The sequence below is a fragment of the Enterobacter cloacae complex sp. IR5428 genome (assembly GCF_049238585.1).
GTDB classification, from domain to species: Bacteria; Pseudomonadota; Gammaproteobacteria; order Enterobacterales; family Enterobacteriaceae; genus Enterobacter; species Enterobacter intestinihominis.
The window spans coordinates 48,361-68,440 of sequence record NZ_JBMKHV010000013.1 but is presented as its reverse complement, the minus strand read 5'-3'; the positions used below and the strand labels follow the sequence as shown (position 1 = coordinate 68,440).

Annotated in this window: 19 protein-coding genes; 12 read left to right on the top strand and 7 right to left on the bottom strand. The window is 57.4% G+C overall.

Annotated features, from left to right (window positions below; all coding sequences use genetic code 11):
• Nucleotides 1–51: 51 nt before the first annotated feature.
• From pfkA to cpxP, 3 genes are all read right to left on the bottom strand, one after another.
• Complete coding sequence (gene pfkA, locus ACOTXC_RS18045) at nt 52–1,014, bottom strand: 6-phosphofructokinase (protein ID WP_003862009.1); 963 nt, start codon at nt 1,012–1,014, stop codon at nt 52–54.
• A 184-nt stretch (nt 1,015–1,198) separates the two neighbouring features.
• The gene (gene fieF / locus ACOTXC_RS18040) at nt 1,199–2,083 is read right to left on the bottom strand and encodes a CDF family cation-efflux transporter FieF (RefSeq protein WP_421767877.1); all 885 of its coding nucleotides are present in this window, start codon (nt 2,081–2,083) and stop codon (nt 1,199–1,201) included.
• A 153-nt stretch (nt 2,084–2,236) separates the two neighbouring features.
• Complete coding sequence (gene cpxP, locus ACOTXC_RS18035; protein WP_023305089.1) at nt 2,237–2,743, bottom strand: cell-envelope stress modulator CpxP; 507 nt, start codon at nt 2,741–2,743, stop codon at nt 2,237–2,239.
• Between the two features lie 150 nt (nt 2,744–2,893).
• On the opposite strand from cpxP, the gene cpxR reads away from it, so the two are divergent.
• Nucleotides 2,894–3,592, top strand: coding sequence for an envelope stress response regulator transcription factor CpxR (gene cpxR, locus ACOTXC_RS18030; RefSeq protein WP_421767876.1), 699 nt, complete (start codon nt 2,894–2,896; stop codon nt 3,590–3,592).
• Nucleotides 3,589–4,962: an envelope stress sensor histidine kinase CpxA gene (cpxA, locus tag ACOTXC_RS18025; protein WP_022649811.1), complete on the top strand. Its 1,374-nt coding sequence runs from the start codon at nt 3,589–3,591 to the stop codon at nt 4,960–4,962. The genes cpxR and cpxA overlap by 4 nt, the downstream gene beginning before the upstream one ends.
• 99 nt (nt 4,963–5,061) lie before the next feature.
• Here cpxA and yiiM read toward each other — a convergent pair whose 3' ends face one another.
• Together yiiM and sodA are read right to left on the bottom strand one after the other, a co-directional pair.
• Entirely contained in the window at nt 5,062–5,736 is a 675-nt protein-coding gene (yiiM, locus tag ACOTXC_RS18020) for a 6-hydroxyaminopurine reductase (protein WP_038416933.1), read from the bottom strand.
• Between the two features lie 66 nt (nt 5,737–5,802).
• Nucleotides 5,803–6,423: a superoxide dismutase [Mn] gene (gene sodA, locus ACOTXC_RS18015; protein WP_003861999.1), complete on the bottom strand. Its 621-nt coding sequence runs from the start codon at nt 6,421–6,423 to the stop codon at nt 5,803–5,805.
• Nucleotides 6,424–6,711: 288 nt separating this feature from the next.
• On the opposite strand from sodA, the gene rhaT reads away from it, so the two are divergent.
• Complete coding sequence (gene rhaT, locus ACOTXC_RS18010) at nt 6,712–7,746, top strand: L-rhamnose/proton symporter RhaT (protein WP_320680331.1); 1,035 nt, start codon at nt 6,712–6,714, stop codon at nt 7,744–7,746.
• On the opposite strand, the gene rhaR is transcribed toward rhaT, so the two are convergent.
• Together rhaR and rhaS (ACOTXC_RS18000) are read right to left on the bottom strand one after the other, a co-directional pair.
• A complete protein-coding gene (gene rhaR / locus ACOTXC_RS18005) occupies nt 7,747–8,595 on the bottom strand; it encodes an HTH-type transcriptional activator RhaR (protein WP_063146856.1) in 849 nt (282 codons plus the stop codon).
• Between the two features lie 73 nt (nt 8,596–8,668).
• The gene (gene rhaS / locus ACOTXC_RS18000; RefSeq protein ID WP_022649815.1) at nt 8,669–9,505 is read right to left on the bottom strand and encodes an HTH-type transcriptional activator RhaS; all 837 of its coding nucleotides are present in this window, start codon (nt 9,503–9,505) and stop codon (nt 8,669–8,671) included.
• A 301-nt stretch (nt 9,506–9,806) separates the two neighbouring features.
• On the opposite strand from rhaS (ACOTXC_RS18000), the gene rhaB reads away from it, so the two are divergent.
• The 9 genes from rhaB (at nt 9,807) to rhaM (ending at nt 19,755) form a co-directional block, all read left to right on the top strand.
• Entirely contained in the window at nt 9,807–11,276 is a 1,470-nt protein-coding gene (gene rhaB, locus ACOTXC_RS17995; protein WP_421767875.1) for a rhamnulokinase, read from the top strand.
• On the top strand, nt 11,273–12,532 hold the full coding sequence (gene rhaA, locus ACOTXC_RS17990) for an L-rhamnose isomerase (protein WP_421767874.1): 1,260 nt from the start codon (nt 11,273–11,275) through the stop codon (nt 12,530–12,532). Before rhaB ends, rhaA begins: the two co-directional genes overlap by 4 nt.
• A 121-nt stretch (nt 12,533–12,653) precedes the next feature.
• Nucleotides 12,654–13,484: a rhamnulose-1-phosphate aldolase gene (gene rhaD, locus ACOTXC_RS17985; RefSeq protein WP_150312678.1), complete on the top strand. Its 831-nt coding sequence runs from the start codon at nt 12,654–12,656 to the stop codon at nt 13,482–13,484.
• Between the two features lie 82 nt (nt 13,485–13,566).
• Complete coding sequence (gene rhaS, locus ACOTXC_RS17980; protein ID WP_023298909.1) at nt 13,567–14,553, top strand: rhamnose ABC transporter substrate-binding protein; 987 nt, start codon at nt 13,567–13,569, stop codon at nt 14,551–14,553.
• Between the two features lie 99 nt (nt 14,554–14,652).
• Nucleotides 14,653–16,155 (top strand): sugar ABC transporter ATP-binding protein, encoded by a 1,503-nt coding sequence (locus ACOTXC_RS17975; protein ID WP_421767873.1) that lies wholly within the window; start codon nt 14,653–14,655, stop codon nt 16,153–16,155.
• Nucleotides 16,155–17,159 (top strand): ABC transporter permease, encoded by a 1,005-nt coding sequence (locus ACOTXC_RS17970; RefSeq protein WP_023305096.1) that lies wholly within the window; start codon nt 16,155–16,157, stop codon nt 17,157–17,159. The genes ACOTXC_RS17975 and ACOTXC_RS17970 overlap by 1 nt, the downstream gene beginning before the upstream one ends.
• Nucleotides 17,156–18,157, top strand: a complete 1,002-nt coding sequence (locus ACOTXC_RS17965) for an ABC transporter permease (RefSeq protein ID WP_421767872.1) — start codon at nt 17,156–17,158, stop codon at nt 18,155–18,157. Before ACOTXC_RS17970 ends, ACOTXC_RS17965 begins: the two co-directional genes overlap by 4 nt.
• Before the next feature lie 135 nt (nt 18,158–18,292).
• Complete coding sequence (fucO, locus tag ACOTXC_RS17960) at nt 18,293–19,441, top strand: lactaldehyde reductase (RefSeq protein ID WP_048965901.1); 1,149 nt, start codon at nt 18,293–18,295, stop codon at nt 19,439–19,441.
• The gene (gene rhaM / locus ACOTXC_RS17955; RefSeq protein WP_337258574.1) at nt 19,438–19,755 is read left to right on the top strand and encodes an L-rhamnose mutarotase; all 318 of its coding nucleotides are present in this window, start codon (nt 19,438–19,440) and stop codon (nt 19,753–19,755) included. The genes fucO and rhaM overlap by 4 nt, the downstream gene beginning before the upstream one ends.
• The last annotated feature ends 325 nt before the right edge of the window (nt 19,756–20,080 follow it).

The window sequence follows — 20,080 nt, the reverse complement described above, 5'->3', positions numbered from 1 at the left end:
CCGTGCTTTTGTAGGCCCGGTAAGCGCAGCGCCACCGGGCAACAGAGCCGATCAGTACAGTTTTTTCGCGCAGTCCAGCCAGTCACCTTTGAACGGACGCTTCATGTTTTCAATGGCGTCGATGATGTCATGGTGAACCAGTTTCTCGTTCTGAATACCGACGCAGCGGCCGCCGTGGCCCTGTAGCAGCAGCTCGATCGCGTACGCACCCATGCGGGACGCCAGGATACGGTCGTACGGGCCTGGGGAACCGCCACGCTGAATGTGACCCAGAACGGTCGCGCGGGTTTCGCGTTTGGTTTCGGTTTCGATGTACTTCGCCAGCTCGTCAACGTCACAGATGTGCTCGGTGATAGCAACGATGGCGTGTTTCTTACCTTTCGCGATGCCGGCTTTGATCTCTGCGACCAGATCTTCACGGCTGAACTCTACTTCCGGAACTACCACGAACTCACAGCCACCGGCAATGGCCGCTGCCAGGGTCAGGTCACCGCAGTAACGGCCCATCACTTCAACAATGGAAATACGCTGGTGAGAGGAAGAGGTGTCACGCAGGCGGTCAATCGCTTCCACAACGGTACCCAGCGCGGTGAAGTAACCTATGGTGTAGTCAGTGCCTTTGATGTCGTTGTCGATGGTGCCAGGCAGGCCGATGCACGGGAAGCCCATTTCAGTCAGACGTTTTGCACCCATGTACGAGCCGTCGCCGCCGATAACCACCAGCGCATCCAGACCCCGTTTTTTCATGTTTTCGATAGCCACTTCACGGATGTGTTCGTCACGGAATTCCGGGAAGCGCGCGGAACCGAGGAAAGTACCGCCACGGTTGATCATGTCAGACACGCTGTAGCGGTCGAGCTGAACCATGCGGTCTTCATACAGACCCAGGTAACCGTCATAGATACCAAAAACTTCCAGACCTTCCGTCAGCGCTGCACGGACAACCCCACGGATTGCCGCGTTCATGCCCGGCGCATCACCGCCGCTTGTCAACACACCGATTTTCTTAATCATGACTACCTCTGAACTTAGGAATGCAAAATTGAAATCTGCTGCCGGAAGAAACTGTTCAACCGTCGAATACTGCAAATAGTATATCAATCCCTTCCAGCTGAATTGATTCAGGTCAGGCCATATGGTGGTAATTTATCCACAAAATGCTGGTCTGGCTCACTTTTTTACAACGAATTACGAAAGCTCAAAACGCCCTGGGGACGACAGAGCACGGATCCTGGTGAATAATGACGTCTGACCCAGGGAAACGCTGCAAAATCGCCTGCTCCACCTGTTCAGCGACCATATGCGCCTGAACCAGTGGCAGGTTGTCTTCCATTTCCAAATGAATCTGAATAAAGCGGGTCGGCCCTGACTGCCGCGTACGAAGATCGTGAGCACCACTGACGCCAGGCCAGTGGGTCACGATGGCATAAATTTCATCACGTTCTGCATCCGGAAGCGCACGGTCAAGAAGCGACTGTACCGCGTCATACCCCATCCGCAACGCGCTGTATAAAATATAGATCCCTATCCCTAACGCAAACAACGCATCGGCACGATGCCAGCCATACCAGGCCAGACCGAGCGCAATAAGAATTGCCCCATTCATCATAACATCAGACTGATAATGAAGCATATCGGCCCGTACAGCCTGGCTTTGTGTTTTGCGTACAACCCAGCGCTGGAACGTTACAAGAACAAGTGTGCTTATAAGTGCAACTACGGTTACGACCACACCAACGCCCGGATCGTTCATCGGAGAAGGCGAAATAAGATGCTGAATGCCGGTCAAAAACAGGAAAAGCGCGGAGCCAGAAATAAACATACTTTGTGCCAGCGCGGCCAGCGATTCCGCTTTGCCGTGGCCAAACGTATGCTCTTCATCTGCCGGTTGCAGCGAATAGCGCACCACCAGCAGGTTGGTCAGCGAGGCGGCAATATCCACCAGTGAATCCACCAGCGCCGCCAGAATACTAACCGACCCGGTGTACCACCACGCGAAAATTTTAATGATCAGCAAACACGACGCCGTCACCGTCGCGGCTATTGCGGCCCGGCTTACCAGCCGTCCATAGGTTTGATTCATAAACACTCCTGTCATGCCATGGCGCTAGTATAACGGATGGCGGTGGAGTGAAAGGATGAATAAAGCGTTAACAACACTGAACGATGGGCAAAAAAAACCCCCACATCATGTGGGGGAAGACAGGGATGGTGTCTATGGCAAGGAAAACAGGGTTTACTGGTTACTACGGGTACTGCTATTGCTACTGAAAAGCGTCATATCTGAGCTTCGCTGCATCCGTGCAACCTCACGCAACTGGTTCATACGTTGCTGATGTTTGGTATTCAAAACCGCTTGCTGCTCGGGCGTTAGCAGGTGGAACATCTGGTTGCGTACCTTCGCCATTTCTACCTGGCGGGCAACCTGTTCCTGCGCCATTTTTTCTGCCTGAGCGCGTACAGCGCTTTCGTCAAAATTTTCTGCGGTGACAAGGCGATGCATTGTCTCCATTTCGCTAACATTAACAGGGGGCTGGTCGTGTCGTGCCCTCTGCATCAGATCTCGCATCTGTTGACGCTGATGTTCGGTTAAACTTATGCCGTCAAACATATGGCTTTGGCTGCTGTGCTGCGTTGCGCCCTCTGCTGAGGAACCGTTATCGCTGTTGATAGCTACAGCAGCCTGGCTAAACGCACAGAAGGCCAGCGTTGAGGCCATGACGGCAGCGGTAACTTTGCGCATCACTTGCTCCCAAAATCTTTCGTGTCGCGATTCAACGAGAGACAGTCTACGATTCAGGCTGCAAACATGCGTCAGGGGGTGTAAAACAACGTAAAGTCATGGATTAGATAGCCTTGATGTCGTAATTTCTGCCTCGGAGGTATTTAAACAATGAATAAAATCCTGTTAGTTGATGATGACCGAGAGCTCACATCTCTTTTAAAGGAGTTGCTCGACATGGAAGGTTTCAACGTCCTGGTTGCCCATGATGGGGAACAGGCGCTGAGTCTCCTTGACGACAGCATCGATTTACTTTTGCTCGACGTCATGATGCCGAAGAAAAATGGTATTGATACGTTGAAAGAGCTTCGCCAGACACACCAGGCCCCCGTCATTATGCTGACCGCACGCGGCAGCGAGCTTGACCGCGTACTCGGCCTTGAGCTGGGTGCGGATGACTATTTACCTAAGCCGTTCAACGACCGTGAACTGGTGGCCCGTATTCGCGCGATCCTGCGCCGCTCTCACTGGAGCGAGCAGCAGCAGAATACCGACAACAGCTCACCTACGCTGGAAGTGGACTCCCTGAGCCTGAACCCGGGCCGCCAGGAAGCGAGCTTCGACGGTGAAACGCTGGAGCTAACCGGCACCGAGTTCACCCTGCTGTATCTGCTGGCGCAGCATCTCGGCCAGGTGGTGTCGCGTGAACACTTGAGCCAGGAAGTGCTGGGCAAACGCCTTACCCCGTTTGACCGCGCCATCGATATGCATATCTCGAACCTGCGCCGTAAGCTGCCGGAGCGTAAAGACGGTCACCCCTGGTTTAAAACCCTGCGTGGTCGCGGTTATCTGATGGTTTCCGCTTCATGATAGGCAGCTTAACCGCCCGCATCTTCGCCATCTTCTGGCTGACGCTGGCACTGGTTTTAATGCTCGTTTTGATGTTGCCAAAACTCGACTCACGCCAGATGACGGAGCTGCTCGACAGCGAGCAACGTCAGGGCGTGATGATCGAGCAGCACGTGGAAGCGGAGCTGGCAAACGATCCGCCGAACGATTTAATGTGGTGGCGCAGGCTGTTTCGCGCTATCGACAAGTGGGCGCCCCCCGGACAACGTCTTTTACTGGTCACCAGTGAAGGCCGCGTGATTGGGGCCGATCGCAATGAAATGCAGATTATCCGCAACTTTATTGGCCAGGCGGATAACGCCGATCACCCGCAGAAAAAGAAATATGGTCGGGTAGAAATGGTGGGCCCTTTCTCGGTGCGGGATGGGGAAGATAACTACCAGCTCTACCTGATTCGCCCCGCGAGCAGTTCCCAGTCCGACTTCATCAACCTGCTGTTTGACCGTCCGCTGTTGCTGTTGATTGTCACCATGCTGGTTAGTTCCCCGCTGCTGTTATGGCTGGCGTGGAGCCTGGCGAAACCGGCGCGTAAGCTGAAAAACGCGGCGGACGAAGTGGCGCAGGGCAACCTGAGGCAGCATCCGGAGCTGGAATCCGGGCCGCAGGAGTTCCTGGCCGCCGGAACCAGTTTTAACCAGATGGTGAGCGCGCTTGATCGAATGATGACGGCCCAGCAACGTCTGCTGTCGGATATCTCCCACGAGCTGCGAACGCCGCTCACGCGTTTACAGCTGGGTACCGCCCTGCTGCGCCGTCGCAGCGGTGAGAGCAAGGAGCTGGAGCGTATTGAGACGGAAGCGCATCGCCTGGACAGCATGATCAACGATCTGCTGGTGATGTCGCGCAATCAGCAGAAAAACGCGCTGGTGAGCGAAACGGTGAAAGCCAATCACCTCTGGCATGAGGTGCTGGACAACGCGGCCTTCGAAGCGGAACAGATGGGCAAATCCTTCACCGTCAATTTCCCGCCGGGCCCGTGGCCGCTGTACGGTAACCCCAACACGCTGGAAAGCGCGCTGGAGAATATCGTGCGTAACGCCCTGCGCTACTCGCACACGAAGATTGAAGTGGCGTTTTCGGTGGATAAAGACGGGATCACTATCATCGTGGACGACGACGGTCCAGGCGTCAGCCCGGAAGATCGTGAGCAGATTTTCCGTCCGTTCTACCGTACCGACGAGGCGCGCGACCGTGAATCTGGCGGTACGGGGCTGGGTCTGGCGATTGTTGAAACCGCCATGCAGCAGCACCGTGGCTGGGTGAAAGCCGATGACAGCCCGCTGGGCGGGCTGCGGCTAACGCTGTGGCTGCCGCTGTATAAGCGTTCGTAATCCCCTCACCCTAACCCTCTCCCCATAGGGGAGAGGGGACGGCTCGGTGCGGTCTTTTCACCCTCGCCCCTTTGGGGAGAGGGCCGGGGTGAGGGGCAATTATTTCCCCCACAATCTCCGCGAACTGCTCTCGATCTTGCCGCTTATCCGCCGCTTCTGCATCGTTCTGGTCCAGCTGGTGGATAATCCTGCCGCTGACAGCAGGCGGTGAAACTGTTCATCGTCGAACGGCATATGCCAGGCAATGGCACAGGCCTCGAATACCGACACCTCACTCAGGCGCGAAGCCAGCTCAATCGGCGCATCCGCCGAAACCTGTCCCGCCTGCACAACGCGATACAGCCAGCCGGTTTTACCCGCGTTTTGCAGCTGGGCCGACATATCCTGAATGCCAAAATGGTAGTTAAGCTTGAAGCACGGCGAGCGCGGCTGGGTGACCTGAATCAGAGCATCGCCCCAGCGATAAATATCGCCAATAAAGACGTTCTTCTCCGTCAGCCCTTCCGTTGAGAGATTTTCGCCAAACGCGGGGGCGACGAAAAGGTCCGCCTGTTCAGGAAATTCGGTTTTCCAGTGCTGATAGTGCTCGCGCGGATAGTGGCACAGCGCGCGATCGGGCCCGCCGTGGATTTTCTTTTCGGCCTGCTGATCGCCCGCCAGACCAAGCTCGGTAAGCGTCAGCTCACCGTCGACCTGCACTTTGGCGATAGCGCTCGGGCGACTGCCTTCGTACTCCCTTACCTTGCCTGTAAACACATTCACCGGGTAATGCATCTCCACTCCTTCAGATACAAAAAAAGCGAGTCATCAGACTCGCTTCTCACAGGCGTCAATGCAACCTTATTTTTTAGCGGCGAAACGCGCTGCTGCTTCGTCCCAGTTCACTACATCCCAGAAGGCTTTGATGTAGTCAGGGCGACGGTTCTGGAACTTCAGGTAGTAAGCGTGTTCCCACACGTCCAGACCCAGAATTGGGAAGCCGGATGCGCCAGAGATAGCTTCACCCATCAGCGGGGAGTCCTGGTTTGCGGTTGAAACGACCGCCAGTTTGTCACCTTTCAGGACCAGCCACGCCCAGCCAGAGCCGAAACGGGTTGCAGCGGCTTTTTCGAATTCCGCTTTGAAGTTGTCAACGGAACCGAAGTCACGCTCAATAGCCGCTTTCAGGTCGCCCTGAAGGGTGGTGCCGGTTTTCAGGCCTTTCCAGAACAGGCTGTGGTTAGCGTGACCGCCCGCGTTGTTGCGCAGCACGGTTTTCTTGTCTGCTGGCAGCTGGTCCAGTTTGGTGATCAGCTCTTCAACAGGCAGATTAGCGAACTCTGGCAGGCTTTCCAGCGCAGCATTCGCGTTATTCACGTAGGTCTGGTGATGTTTAGTGTGATGGATTTCCATCGTCTGCTTGTCGAAATGCGGTTCCAGTGCGTCGTAGGCATACGGCAGGGATGGCAGTGTATAACTCATAATCCTCTCCATTATTGTCGGGCGGCACAGCTGTTAATGCCGCGTAAGCAGTTGGTTCATTATAGTTAATTAAATGATATTGAAAATGATTATCAATGCCGTAGTTTTTATAAGGTTATTCGGTTTTTAAGAAATGAAGGAATTGTGAGTCTGCTCACGCGGTTAACGTGCTGATTGCCATTCAAAACAAAAGTGCGGCAACCTTCTGAAGGTTCCCAAACCGCCTAATTTTTACACTCATCAAGTCGGCGGGAAGCCTCCGGCTATAAAAACGATGAGGATGTAAAAATGAATCATGCGATTACGATGGGTATTTTCTGGCATTTGATAGGCGCGGCCAGTGCAGCCTGTTTCTATGCCCCGTTTAAAAAGGTGAAAGGCTGGTCATGGGAAACCATGTGGTCCGTTGGCGGTACCGTGTCCTGGCTGATTTTGCCGTGGACAATCAGCGCCATGCTGCTGCCCGATTTCTGGGGCTACTTCTCCTCCTTCAACGCCTCCACCCTGCTGCCGGTATTCCTGTTCGGCGCGATGTGGGGTATCGGTAATATCAACTACGGCCTCACCATGCGCTACCTCGGAATGTCGATGGGGATTGGCATCGCGATCGGCATTACGCTGATTGTTGGCACCCTGATGACGCCAATCCTCAACGGCAACTTCGATGTGCTGATCAACACCCAGGGTGGGCGAATGACGCTGCTGGGCGTGCTGGTAGCGGTGATCGGCGTGGGAATTGTCACCCGCGCGGGCCAGTTGAAAGAACGCAAGATGGGCATCAAAGCCGAAGAGTTCAACCTGAAGAAAGGGCTGCTACTGGCGGTGATGTGCGGCGTCTTCTCGGCGGGCATGTCGTTCGCGATGAACACCGCCAAACCGATGCACGACGCCGCTGCGGCGCTGGGCGTCGACCCGCTGTACGTTGCCCTGCCAAGCTACGTGGTGATCATGGGCGGCGGCGCACTGGTAAACCTCGGCTTTTGCTTCATTCGTCTGGCAAAAGTGAAGAATCTGTCGGTAAAAGCCGACTTCTCGCTGGCAAAACCGCTGATCGTCACCAACGTCCTGCTTTCCGCCCTCGGCGGTCTGATGTGGTATCTGCAATTCTTCTTTTACGCCTGGGGTCACGCCAGTATTCCGGCGCAGTATGACTACATGAGCTGGATGCTGCACATGAGCTTCTACGTGCTGTGCGGCGGGCTGGTTGGGCTGGTGCTGAAAGAGTGGAACAACGCCGGGCGTCGTCCGGTTGGCGTGCTGAGCCTGGGCTGCGTGGTGATTATTATTGCGGCCAATATCGTCGGCCTAGGCATGGCGAACTGATTACGCTGCCTTTCGACTGCGATGACGCCACTGAACCGGCGTCATCCCCACCTCACGGTTAAACACCACCGAAAAGTAGTTACTGTCCTCAAAGCCGCAGCGCATCGCCACTTCACTCACCATCAGCTCCGTATGCTGTAACAGATACTGAGCGTGGCAGATGCGCAGCTGGCGCAGATAGTGGTTTACCGTCATCCCCGTCTGGGTGCGGAACTGCTGGCGCAGCGCGCGCTCGCTGCACTGCTCCTGCTCGCAGAATTTTTCCAGCACGAAACTCTTGTTAAGACTGCCCGCAAGCCGGGTGATGAGCTTATCCAGCAGCGCTTCCTGCGTGGTGGCAGAGGGATTATCCGTAGCGTAACGATGGCGCTTCAGGGTTATCACCAGCTGGGCAAAAAGCAGCTCCGACATCTGGTTTGCCACCGGATCGCTCTTCTGGCTCTCCTGCTCCAGCTGGGAAATCGTCTGGCGCACCTGAGCCATGCCGTTGCTGCTTAAGCGCCAGTGCGGTTCGCCTCTGGCATCATGAAAACCGGGGATATTGCCCGCCCAGTCGACATTCAGTTTAAGCCTGTCAGGGCAGTAGATGACGTTCTGCAACACCAGATCGTTAACCGAGGCGTAAGAGTGTTTATCTTCGGCGCGGATGTAGAACAGGTCTCCGCGCGTGATGCGGTAGGGACGGTCGTTGAGGACGTGCAGGCCGTTGCCCCGCCACACCAGCACCAGCTCGCAGAACTCGTGGGTATGCTCGGCAAAGACGTTTTGCGGATAGCGGTCCGCCACCGCGACGGCCTGACTCGCGGAGGCAAAAAAATCATCTTTACGAAGAATTAACTGAGCAGCCACACCACAACCTCGACGGCGAATAACCGGACATTATTAGCCTTTCTGCGGTAAAAAAACGGTGACTGCCCTCGCGTTACTGAAGCAACGCGTCTTTCCCCTGACGGATATCGCGCGGCGACCAGCTAAATTCCCGACGAAACAGCGTTGAAAAGTGGTTACTGTCGCCGAAACCGCAGCGATAGGCGATATCCGTGACGCTTTCATCCGTGTGTCTTAAAAGGTGACGCGCTTTGATCAGGCGCAGACGGTTGAGGTAGCGCTGCGGCGTCAGCCCGGTATGCTGCTTGAGCTGACGATGCAGCGTGCGCAGCGAGAGCGAAAAGTCATCCGCCAGCGTTTCCCAGCAGACATCTTCGGCAAAATGATCTTCCAGCCAGGCCATCAGCTGATTCAGGCGCGCGTCGTTATTTTCCAGCCCTTCCACCAGGCTGCTGCGCCGCAGCAGCACCAGCAGCTGCATAAACAGCATCTCGCGGGTAGCAATGGCGTGCGTCTCCTGTCCATCCTCGCTCTGCTCCATCTGGCTTACCAGCTGACGCACCTGCTGCAACGTGGACTGATTCACCCGCCAGTGCGACGGGTAGTGGCCGTCCTTCTCCTGCGGCAACAGCTGATTCAGCCCGGAGAGAAACTGAAACGCATCCGGAGAACGATAGAGCACATTGGTCAGGCACAGGTTATCGGTATGTTCATACAGGTGCCTGTCGTGATCGCGCACGAAGCACACCGTACCGCCGCTGATGGTATACGGCTGACCATTAAACACGTGGATGCCCGTTCCGTGCTCAACAATCACAATTTCATGAAAATCATGATGATGTTCCGGGAACGCAGCCTGAGGCAGCCGTGGCTCAATCGCAACCGGCGAAGCCCCCGAAGGAAAAAAATCGACGCTGTGCAGTACGGTCATAACGGCCTCTACCAATGAGAAAAGTTCTCAAAATAGTAATTAAGGCCTTCCCCGCTCACCTTAAATTTTTGACAGCAAACCGCGCAAAAGCTGCCGGTTTTTCAAGAAACAGGCGGAAAGATCGGGAAATGCGGTCAGCGTCACACTGCCTGCAAACCCCGCGATTACTGGAAACTGTGAACTCCCTCACGTTCATCTTTGCTTTCTTGCCAGCGCGAGATTTGGGCTGTCAGTGGCGAGAAGGTGGCTATTTCTTCCCTTTCTTACACTCTTCGCTAATGACTTAAGAAAGGACCCGACCATGACTTTTCGCCATTGTGTGGCTGTCGATTTAGGCGCATCCAGCGGCCGTGTAATGCTCGCCACCTGGGACTGCGACCTGCACACCCTTACGCTTCGCGAAATGCACCGTTTCGCCAATTGTCTGCAAAAACAGGACGGTTTTGTTACCTGGGATATCGACGCCCTGGAAGCAGAGATCCGCACCGGACTTCACAACGTCTGCGAAGACGGTATTCGCATCGACAGTATCGGCATTGATACCTGGGGTGTGGATTACGTGCTGCTGGACAGTCACGGCGAACGCGTCGGCCTGCCGGTCTCCTACCGCGACAGCCGCACCGATGGGCTGATGGCACACGCCATCGCGCAGCTTGGCAAGGAGAACATCTATGGTCGCAGTGGCATCCAGTTCCTGCCGTTTAACACGCTGTATCAGCTACGTGCGCTGGTTGAGCAACAGCCTGAGCTGGTCGAAAAGGTGGCGCATGCGCTGCTGATCCCGGACTACTTAAGCTACCGTCTGACCGGCAATATGAACTGGGAATACACCAACGCCACCACCACGCAGCTGGTCAACATCAACACCGATAACTGGGATGAACATCTGCTGGCCTGGACGGGCGCCTCGCCGTCCTGGTTCGGCGCGCCAACCCATCCGGGCAATGTGATCGGTCACTGGCTTTGCCCGCAGGGGAATGAAATCCCTGTTGTCGCCGTCGCCAGTCACGACACCGCGAGCGCGGTCATTGCCTCGCCGCTCGCCGACAAAGATGCGGCCTATCTCTCTTCCGGCACCTGGTCGCTGATGGGCTTCGAGAGCAAAACCCCGTACAACAGCGATGCCGCGATGGCGGCGAACATCACCAACGAAGGCGGTGCCGAAGGCCGCTACCGGGTGCTGAAGAACATCATGGGGCTGTGGCTGCTCCAGCGGGTGCTGAAAGAGCAGAACATCACCGACCTGCCCGCGCTTATCGCGGAAACCGAAACGCTGAAGGCCTGCACCTTTCTGATCAACCCGAACGACGATCGCTTTATCAACCCGGTGCACATGAGCGCCGAAATCCAGGCCGCCTGTTTTGGAGCGGGGCAGCCGGTACCTTCCCGCCCCGCCGAGCTGGCACGCTGCATTTTTGACAGCCTCGCCCTGCTGTATGCCGACATCCTGAGCGAGCTGGCTGACCTTCGCGGCAAACCGTTCACACAACTGCATATCGTGGGCGGCGGCTGCCAGAACCAGCTGCTGAACCAGCTCTGCGCGGATGCCTGCGGCATTACCGTGGTGGCAGGTCCGATTGAAGCCTCCACGCTCGGCAATATCGGCATTCAGCTGATGACCCTGGACGAACTTTCAAACGTCGACGATTTCCGTTCGGTGGTGACGGCGAATAACAGCCTGACCACCTTCACCCCCCATCCCTGCCATGAAATTGCCCGCTACCGGGCGCAGTTTCAGCAAAAACGACTGACTAAGGAGCTTTGCGCATGACCACTCAACTTGAACAAGCCTGGGATCTGGCTAAACAGCGTTTCGCCGCCGTCGGCGTGGATGTCGAAGAGGCGCTGCGCCAGCTCGACCGTCTGCCCGTCTCCATGCACTGCTGGCAGGGTGATGACGTCGCCGGTTTCGAGAACCCGGGCGGTTCCCTGACGGGGGGTATTCAGGCCACGGGTAACTACCCGGGCAAAGCGCGCAACGCCACCGAACTGCGTGCGGATCTGGAGCTGGCGCTGAGCCTGATCCCCGGGCCAAAGCGCCTGAACCTGCACGCCATTTATCTCGAATCCGACGAGCCGGTCGCGCGTAACGAAATCAAACCGGAACACTTTAAGAACTGGGTGGAGTGGGCGAAGGCCAACCGGCTGGGTCTGGATTTTAACCCGTCCTGCTTCTCGCACCCGCTGAGCGCGGACGGGTTTACCCTTGCGCACGCCAACGACGAAATCCGCCAGTTCTGGATCGACCATGTCAAAGCCAGCCGCCGCGTCTCGGCGTATTTCGGCGAGCAGCTTGGCACGCCATCGGTAATGAATATCTGGATCCCGGACGGCATGAAGGACATCACCGTAGACCGACTGGCCCCGCGTCAGCGTCTGCTGGCCGCGCTGGATGAAGCTATCAGCGAAAAACTGGACCCGGCGCACCACATCGACGCCGTCGAGAGCAAGCTGTTCGGCATTGGCGCAGAGAGCTACACCGTGGGCTCAAACGAGTTCTACATGGGTTACGCCACCAGCCGCCAGACCGCGCTGTGCCTGGATGCCGGCCACTTCCACCCAACCGAGGTGATCTCCGACAAAATCTCCGCCGCCATGCTCTACGTGCCGCGTCTGCTGCTGCACGTCAGCCGCCCGGTTCGCTGGGACAGCGACCACGTGGTGCTGCTGGATGACGAAACCCAGGCCATTGCCAGCGAAATCATCCGCCACGACCTCTTTGACCGCGTACATATTGGCCTCGACTTCTTCGACGCCTCCATCAACCGCATCGCGGCGTGGGTTATCGGCACCCGCAACATGAAGAAAGCCCTGCTGCGCGCGCTGCTGGAGCCTGTCGCCGCCCTGAAACAGCTGGAAGAAAACGGCGACTACACCGCGCGCCTGGCGCTGCTGGAAGAGCAGAAATCCCTGCCGTGGCAGGCGGTGTGGGAGATGTACTGCCAGCGTCACGATGCGCCTGCGGGCAGCCAGTGGCTGGACAACGTGCGGGCATATGAGGAAGAAGTGTTGAGTCAGCGCGGGTAACTGCCCCCTCACCCCTGCCCTCTCCCCAAAGGGGAGAGGGAGCAAACCATCCCCTCTCCCCTTTGGGGAGAGGGTTAGGGTGAGGGGTTCAACCTCACCGCGATAACTGGAAATGAAAACTATGCAGACCATCACCACTTCCTGGTTCGTCCAGGGCATGATCAAAGCCACCTCTGACGCCTGGCTCAAAGGCTGGGATGAGCGCAACGGCGGCAACCTGACGCTACGCCTGGACGACGCGGATATCGAGCCATTTGCCGCCGATTTCCACCAGAAGCCGCGCTATATCGCCCTGAGCCAGCCGATGCCGCTGCTCGCCAACACGCCGTTTATCGTCACCGGTTCCGGGAAGTTCTTCCGCAACGTCCAGCTCGACCCGCAGGCCAACCTTGGCGTGGTGAAAGTGGACAGCGACGGCGCGGGCTACCACATTCTGTGGGGGCTAACGGACGACGCGGTGCCTACCTCTGAACTGCCGGCGCACTTCCTCTCCCACTGCGAGCGCATCAAGGCGACCAATGGCAAGGACCGCGTGATCATGCACTGCCACGCCACCAACCTGATCGCCCTGACCTACGTGCTGGAAAATAATTCTGATTTCTTCACCCGCAAACTGTGGGAAGGCAGTACCGAGTGTCTGGTGGTGTTCCCGGACGGCGTCGGCATTCTGCCGTGGATGGTGCCGGGCACCGACGAAATCGGTCAGGCAACCGCAACGGACATGCAGAAGCACTCACTGGTGCTGTGGCCGTTCCACGGCGTCTTCGGCAGCGGCCCGACGCTGGATGAAACCTTCGGCCTGATCGACACCGCCGAGAAATCCGCGGAAGTGCTGGTGAAGGTCTATTCCATGGGCGGCATGAAGCAGACCATCACCCGGGAAGAGCTGATCGCCCTGGGCAAACGCTTTAGCGTCACCCCCATGCAGTCGGCGTTAGATCTGTACCAATAACAACATCGCGCCCCGCTCATTGAGACGGGGCGAAAACCACCTGCAATCCCTACAACTAACTCAAGTCAGTGGAGTAAAAGCAATGAAAATAAAAGCAAGCTTGATCCTCACCGTTGCCGCTCTGGCGTTGTCCGGTTCCGCTTTAGCAGAAGTGAAAATCGCCCTGGTGGCGAAGTCCTTAGGAAATGGATTCTTCGAGGCAGCGAACGTCGGCGCGCAGGAGGCGGCCAAAGAGTTAGGCGATGTAAAAGTGATTTATACCGGCCCGACTACCACCACGGCGGAAGCGCAGATCGAGGTGCTGAACGGGTTGATCGCCCAGGGCGTGGATGCGATCGCGATTTCCGCGAACGATCCGGACGCCGTCGTGCCGGTGCTGAAAAAAGCGATGCAGCGCGGCATTAAGGTTGTGTCGTGGGACTCCGGGGTGGCGAAAGCCGGACGCCAGATCCACCTCAACCCGTCCAATAATGCCCTGATTGGCGAAACCAACGTGAAGCTCGCCGCCGACGCGCTGAAAGCGCTGAACGTGGAGAAGGGCGACGTGGCGGTGCTGAGCGCCACGCCAACCTCCACCAACCAGAATACATGGATTGCGGAGATGAAAAAGGTGCTGCCGAAGTACCCGTCCGTCAATCTGGTGACCGTGGCCTACGGAGACGATCTCTCTGACAAAAGCTACCGCGAAGCGGTCGGCTTGCTGAAAACCTACCCCGAACTGAAAGTGATTGTTTCGCCATCGTCCGTGGGCATCGTGGCCGCTGCGCAGGCGGTGAAGGACCAGGGCAAGATTGGCAAAGTGTACGTCACCGGTTTAGGCCTGCCGTCCGAGATGGCGGGCGCGGTGAAGTCCGGCGCGAGCAAGAGCTTTGCCATCTGGAACCCGATTGACCTCGGCTATGCGGCAACCTACCTGGCGGATGACCTGGTGAAAGGCACGGCCACGAAAGGTGAGGCCAGCATGGGCAGACTGGGCAAAGTGAAGCTGGATGCTGACGGCAACGGCGCGATGGCCGAGCCGTTCGTCTACGATGCCAGCAATATTGATAAGTTCTCGAAAATCTTTTGATGCAATTTGTAGGCCGGATAAGCGTAGCGCCATCCGGCAAAAGGCGGGTGGCGCTGCCGCTTACCCTCCCTACAAATTCCTCTGTCCAGGAGAACTATCATGACCCCATTGCTACAGCTTTCTGGCATCACCAAGGTGTTCCCCGGCGTGCGTGCTCTTGAGAACGTGCAGCTTGCGCTGTGGCCCGGCAAAGTGACCGCCCTGATAGGCGAAAACGGCGCGGGCAAGTCGACGCTGGTCAAAGTGATGACCGGCATTTACCAGCCCGACGAGGGAGAAATTCTCTACAAGGCGATCCCCGTTCACCTTCCGACGCCGGAGTCGGCGCATAAAATGGGCATCACCGCCATTCACCAGGAAACCGTGCTGTTTGATGAACTCTCGGTCACCGAGAATATCTTTGTCGGTCAGTACCTTCACAAAGGCTTCCTGAAAAAGCTCGACTGGCCGGAAATGCACAGCCGGGCGCAGGCGATCCTCATGCGGCTGGAAGTGCAAATCGACCCGCGCGCGACGCTGAAAACCCTGAGCATCGCCCAGCGTCACATGGTGGCGATTGCCCGCGCGCTGTCGTTTGAGGCGCAGGTGGTGATCCTCGATGAACCGACGGCGGCGCTGTCGCAGCATGAAATCCTCGAGTTTTACCAGATTGTGGAGCGCTTAAAGCAGGAGGGCAAAGCCATCCTGTTTATCTCCCACAAGTTCGACGAGATTTTTGAGCTGGCCGATCACTACACTATTTTGCGCGACGGCGCGTTCGTCGGCGCAGGTGCAATAAATGAGATCACCGAGGAGCGCATGGTGTCGATGATGGTCGGGCGCGCCATTACCCAAACTTTCCCTAAAATCGACTGCGAAAAAGGCGAGACGGTGCTGGAGGTGAAAAACCTCTGCCATCCGACCGAGTTTGCGCATATCTCGTTCTCCCTGCGTAAAGGGGAAATCCTCGGCTTTTACGGGCTGGTGGGGGCCGGGCGTACCGAGCTGATGCAGGCGCTTTCCGGCGTCACGCGGCCATCGTCCGGGGAAATTATCCTCAACGGACAGCCCCGGCGCTTCCGCCAGCCTGGGGATGCGATCAAAGCCGGTATCGTCTGCGTGCCGGAAGAAAGACAGAAACAGGGGGCGATTATCGCCCTGCCGATTGCCCAGAACATCAGCCTGCCTCAGCTCAGCAAGCTCAATCCGAACGGTGTGCTGCATGACGACCGTGAATGGAAGCTGGCGGACGAGTACGCCAAACGCCTGCAAGTGAAAGCCTTCAGCTGGAAGCAGGCGGTGGAGACCCTCTCTGGCGGCAACCAGCAAAAGGTCGTGATCGGCAAATGGCTGGCGACGCACCCTGACGTGATTATCCTCGATGAGCCGACAAAAGGCATCGATATCGGCTCAAAAGCAGCCGTGCATCAGTTTATGTCCGAGCTGGTCAGTCAGGGGCTGGCGGTAATTATGGTCTCGTCCGAACTGCCGGAAGTGATGGGCATGGCGGATCGCATTATCGTCATGCACGAGGGGCTGATGGTGGCCGAGTACCAGGCGGGAGACGCGACGGCGGAAACCATCGTCAGCGCCGCCAGCGGTGCAAAACAGGAGGCGGCATAATGCTTAGCTCACTCTTAAAACACCGCGAAGCCCTGCTGGGCGCGGTGATTATCCTGATGATCGTCGCCATTGGCAGCCGCGTGCCATCGTTTATCGCGCCGGGCAACCTGGTGGAGATGTTTAACGACACCGCCATTCTGATCGTCCTCGCGCTCGGGCAGATGATGGTGCTGCTCACGAAAGGCATCGACCTGTCGATGGCGGCCAATCTGGCCCTGACCGGGATGATTGTCGCCCTGATTAATTTCCATTACCCGGACGTGCCCGTCTGGGCGCTGCTGATCCTTGCCAGCGTGCTTGGGCTGCTGATGGGCGCGATAAACGGCCTGCTGGTGTGGAAGCTGGGCATTCCGGCGATTGTGGTAACGCTCGGCACTATGAGCATCTACCGCGGAATGATCTTTTTGCTCTCCGGCGGCGGCTGGGTGAACTCAAACCAGATGGGTACAGATTTCCTCGGCCTGCCACGTGCGTCAGTGCTGGGCTTGCCGGTGCTGAGCTGGTGCGCCATCGCCGCGCTGCTGCTGGTGGGCTACTTCCTGCGCTACAGCCGCACCGGACGAGCGCTCTACACCGCAGGCGGTAATGCCACGGCAGCGTACTACACCGGGATCAACGCCGGAAAAATGCAGTTCATTAGCTTCTGCCTTTCCGGTCTGCTGGCCGGGTTCTGCGGCTACCTGTGGATATCGCGCTTTGCCGTTGCGTATGTTGACGTCGCTAACGGTTTTGAATTGCAGGTGGTGGCAGCCTGTGTGATTGGGGGGATCAGCACCATGGGCGGTACCGGGCGCGTGCTCGGCTGTCTGTTTGGCGCACTGTTCCTCGGGGTGATTAACAACGCCCTGCCGGTGATCGGCGTCTCCCCGTTCTGGCAGATGGCGATTTCCGGCACGGTAATTGTGATAGCAGTGCTGCTGAACGAGCGCGGCAATAAACGTAAAGGCCGATTGATACTACGCGATGCGGCGCTGGCACGTCAGAAACTGGCGGTGAAATCATGAGCAAAATGATGACATCTGAAGCAATCAAACCCACTTCTGCGCCGGGCATCTTCCAGCGTCTGCTGTGCTGGGAGGGGTTCCTGCTGGCGGTGACGCTGGCGGTGTTTGTGGTGAACGCGCTCGCCTCACCCTACTTCCTCAATATCTGGAACCTCTCCGACGCGACGTTCAACTTCACCGAAAAAGCGATCATCGTGTTGCCGATGGCGATGCTGATTATCGCCAGGGAAATTGACCTGTCGGTAGCCTCCACCATCGCGCTCAGCTCCACGGTGATGGGCTTTTGCGCTGCGGCGGGCGTCGATACGCCGCTGCTGGTCTGCGTCGGATTAGGCGTCGGGCTACTGTGCGGGCTGTTCAACGGCATTCTGGTGACGCGCTTTAACCTGTCGTCCATCGTCATCACCATCGGCACCATGAGCCTGTACCGCGGGATCACCTACATCCTGCTCGGGGACCAGGCGCTGAACAGCTACCCGGAGAGCTTCGCCTGGTTCGGCCAGGGCTACGTCTGGGGCGCGTTGTCGTTTGAGTTTGCGCTGTTTATCGTGCTGGCCGCTCTGTTTGCCTTTGTGCTGCACCGCACGAACTTTGGCCGCCGCACCTACGCCATCGGCAACAACCCGACCGGCGCGTGGTACTCCGGCATCAACGTGAAGCGCCACAACCTGATCCTCTTCGCGCTGGTTGGGCTGATGTCCGGCCTGGCGTCGGTGCTGCTTACCTCGCGTCTGGGCAGCACCCGCCCGACCATCGCGATGGGCTGGGAGCTGGCGGTGGTGACGATGGCGGTGCTCGGCGGCGTCAATATTCTCGGTGGGTCCGGCAGCATGGTGGGCGTGATTATCGCCGCCTTCCTGATGGGGCTGGTGACCTTCGGCCTGAGCCTGCTCAACGTGCCCGGCATTGTGATGTCGGTGATTATCGGCGCGATGCTGATCGTGGTGATTTCACTGCCGATTATTACCCGCCTGATGATGCAGCGAAGACGGAATTAAATTACCCCTCACCCCTGCCCTCTCCCCTGAGGGGAGAGGGTGAAAAGCCGCACCGAGCAGTCCCCTCTCCCCTCCGGGGAGAGGGTTAGGGTGAGGGGAACGGATTACCTCAAAAGCATATTAAGGAGAATTATCATGAGCTTTATGTTGGCACTCCCCAAAATCAGCCTGCACGGCGCGGGCGCGATCGGCGATATGGTCAATCTGGTGGCAAACAAACAGTGGGGAAAAGCGCTGATTGTCACCGACGGCCAGCTGGTGAAGCTGGGCCTGCTCGACAGTTTGTTTTCCGCGCTCGACGCCCATCAGATGTCGTATCACCTGTTCGATGAGGTCTTCCCAAACCCAACGGAAGCGCTGGTGCAAAAAGGCTATGCGGCATATCAGGATGCAGAGTGTGATTACCTGATTGCCTTTGGCGGCGGCAGCCCGATTGATACCGCCAAGGCAATCAAAATCCTCACCGCCAACCCCGGTCCGTCAACCGATTATTCCGGCGTCGGCAAGGTGAAAAACGCGGGCGTGCCGCTGGTGGCGATCAACACCACCGCAGGCACGGCAGCGGAGATGACCAGCAACGCGGTGATCATCGACGCCGCGCGTCAGGTGAAAGAGGTGATCATCGACCCGAACATCATCCCGGATATCGCCGTGGACGATGCCAGCGTGATGCTCGATATTCCGGCCTCCGTAACCGCCGCAACCGGCATGGACGCGCTAACCCACGCCATTGAAGCTTACGTGTCCGTAGGTGCACACCCGCTGACCGATGCCAACGCGCTGGAAGCCATTCGTCTGATCAACCTCTGGCTGCCGAAAGCGGTCGACGACGGTCACAACCTGGAAGCGCGCGAGCAGATGGCTTTTGGGCAGTATCTGGCGGGCATGGCGTTTAACAGCGCCGGGCTGGGGCTGGTGCATGCTCTGGCGCACCAGCCGGGCGCGACGCACAACCTGCCGCACGGCGTCTGCAACGCCATCCTGCTGCCGATCATCGAAAACTTTAACCGCCCGAACGCGGTCGCCCGATTCGCCCGTGTGGCACAGGCGATGGGCGTTGACACGCGCAGCATGAGCGACGAAGCGGCCAGCATGTCCGCCATTCAGGCGATTCGCGATCTGAGCGCCCGGGTCGGCATTCCGTCCGGATTTAGCCAGCTCGGCGTGACCAAAGCCGATATTGAAGGCTGGCTGGATAAAGCGCTCGCTGACCCGTGCGCGCCGTGCAACCCACGTACCGCCAGCCGCGATGAGGTCCGCGAGCTGTACCTGGAGGCATTATGATCCGCAAAGCGTTTGTGATGCAGGTAAACCCGGATGCGCACGAGGAGTATGCGCGCCGCCACAACCCGATCTGGCCTGAGCTGGAAGCGGTGCTGAAAGCCCACGGCGCGCACCACTACGCCATTTACCTCGACAAAGCCCGCAACCTGCTGTTTGCGACAGTGGAGATTGAATCGGAAGAGCGCTGGAACGCGGTGGCAAACACCGACGTCTGCCAGCGCTGGTGGAAACATATGGCTGACGTTATGCCGTCTAACCCGGACAACAGCCCGGTGAGTGCGGAGCTGAACGAGGTGTTTTACCTGGACCGATGAATACTCCCCCTGGAGGCCGCTCTACGGGGAGGCATTTTTCAGAATTAGACATGCATTTCATCCGTTTACAGCATCTCTTCTTCATGTAACCATCCTGATTAACCTTAAGATAAGTCAGGTTTTGGTGATGGATTACTGGCGAAAGCATTTCAACGGACAACCCCGCGTGACTAAATTATCCGATCACGTCAGATTCTCCGCATTTTGTGGCAGGGTAACCCTGCCACTTGCCTTTAGATGAACCATACATTTTTCCGGGCAGCCCCATTACAGGGTGGTACTGAGATAGCGTATGACACTGCTTTACGACTTCTTGATTAACAAC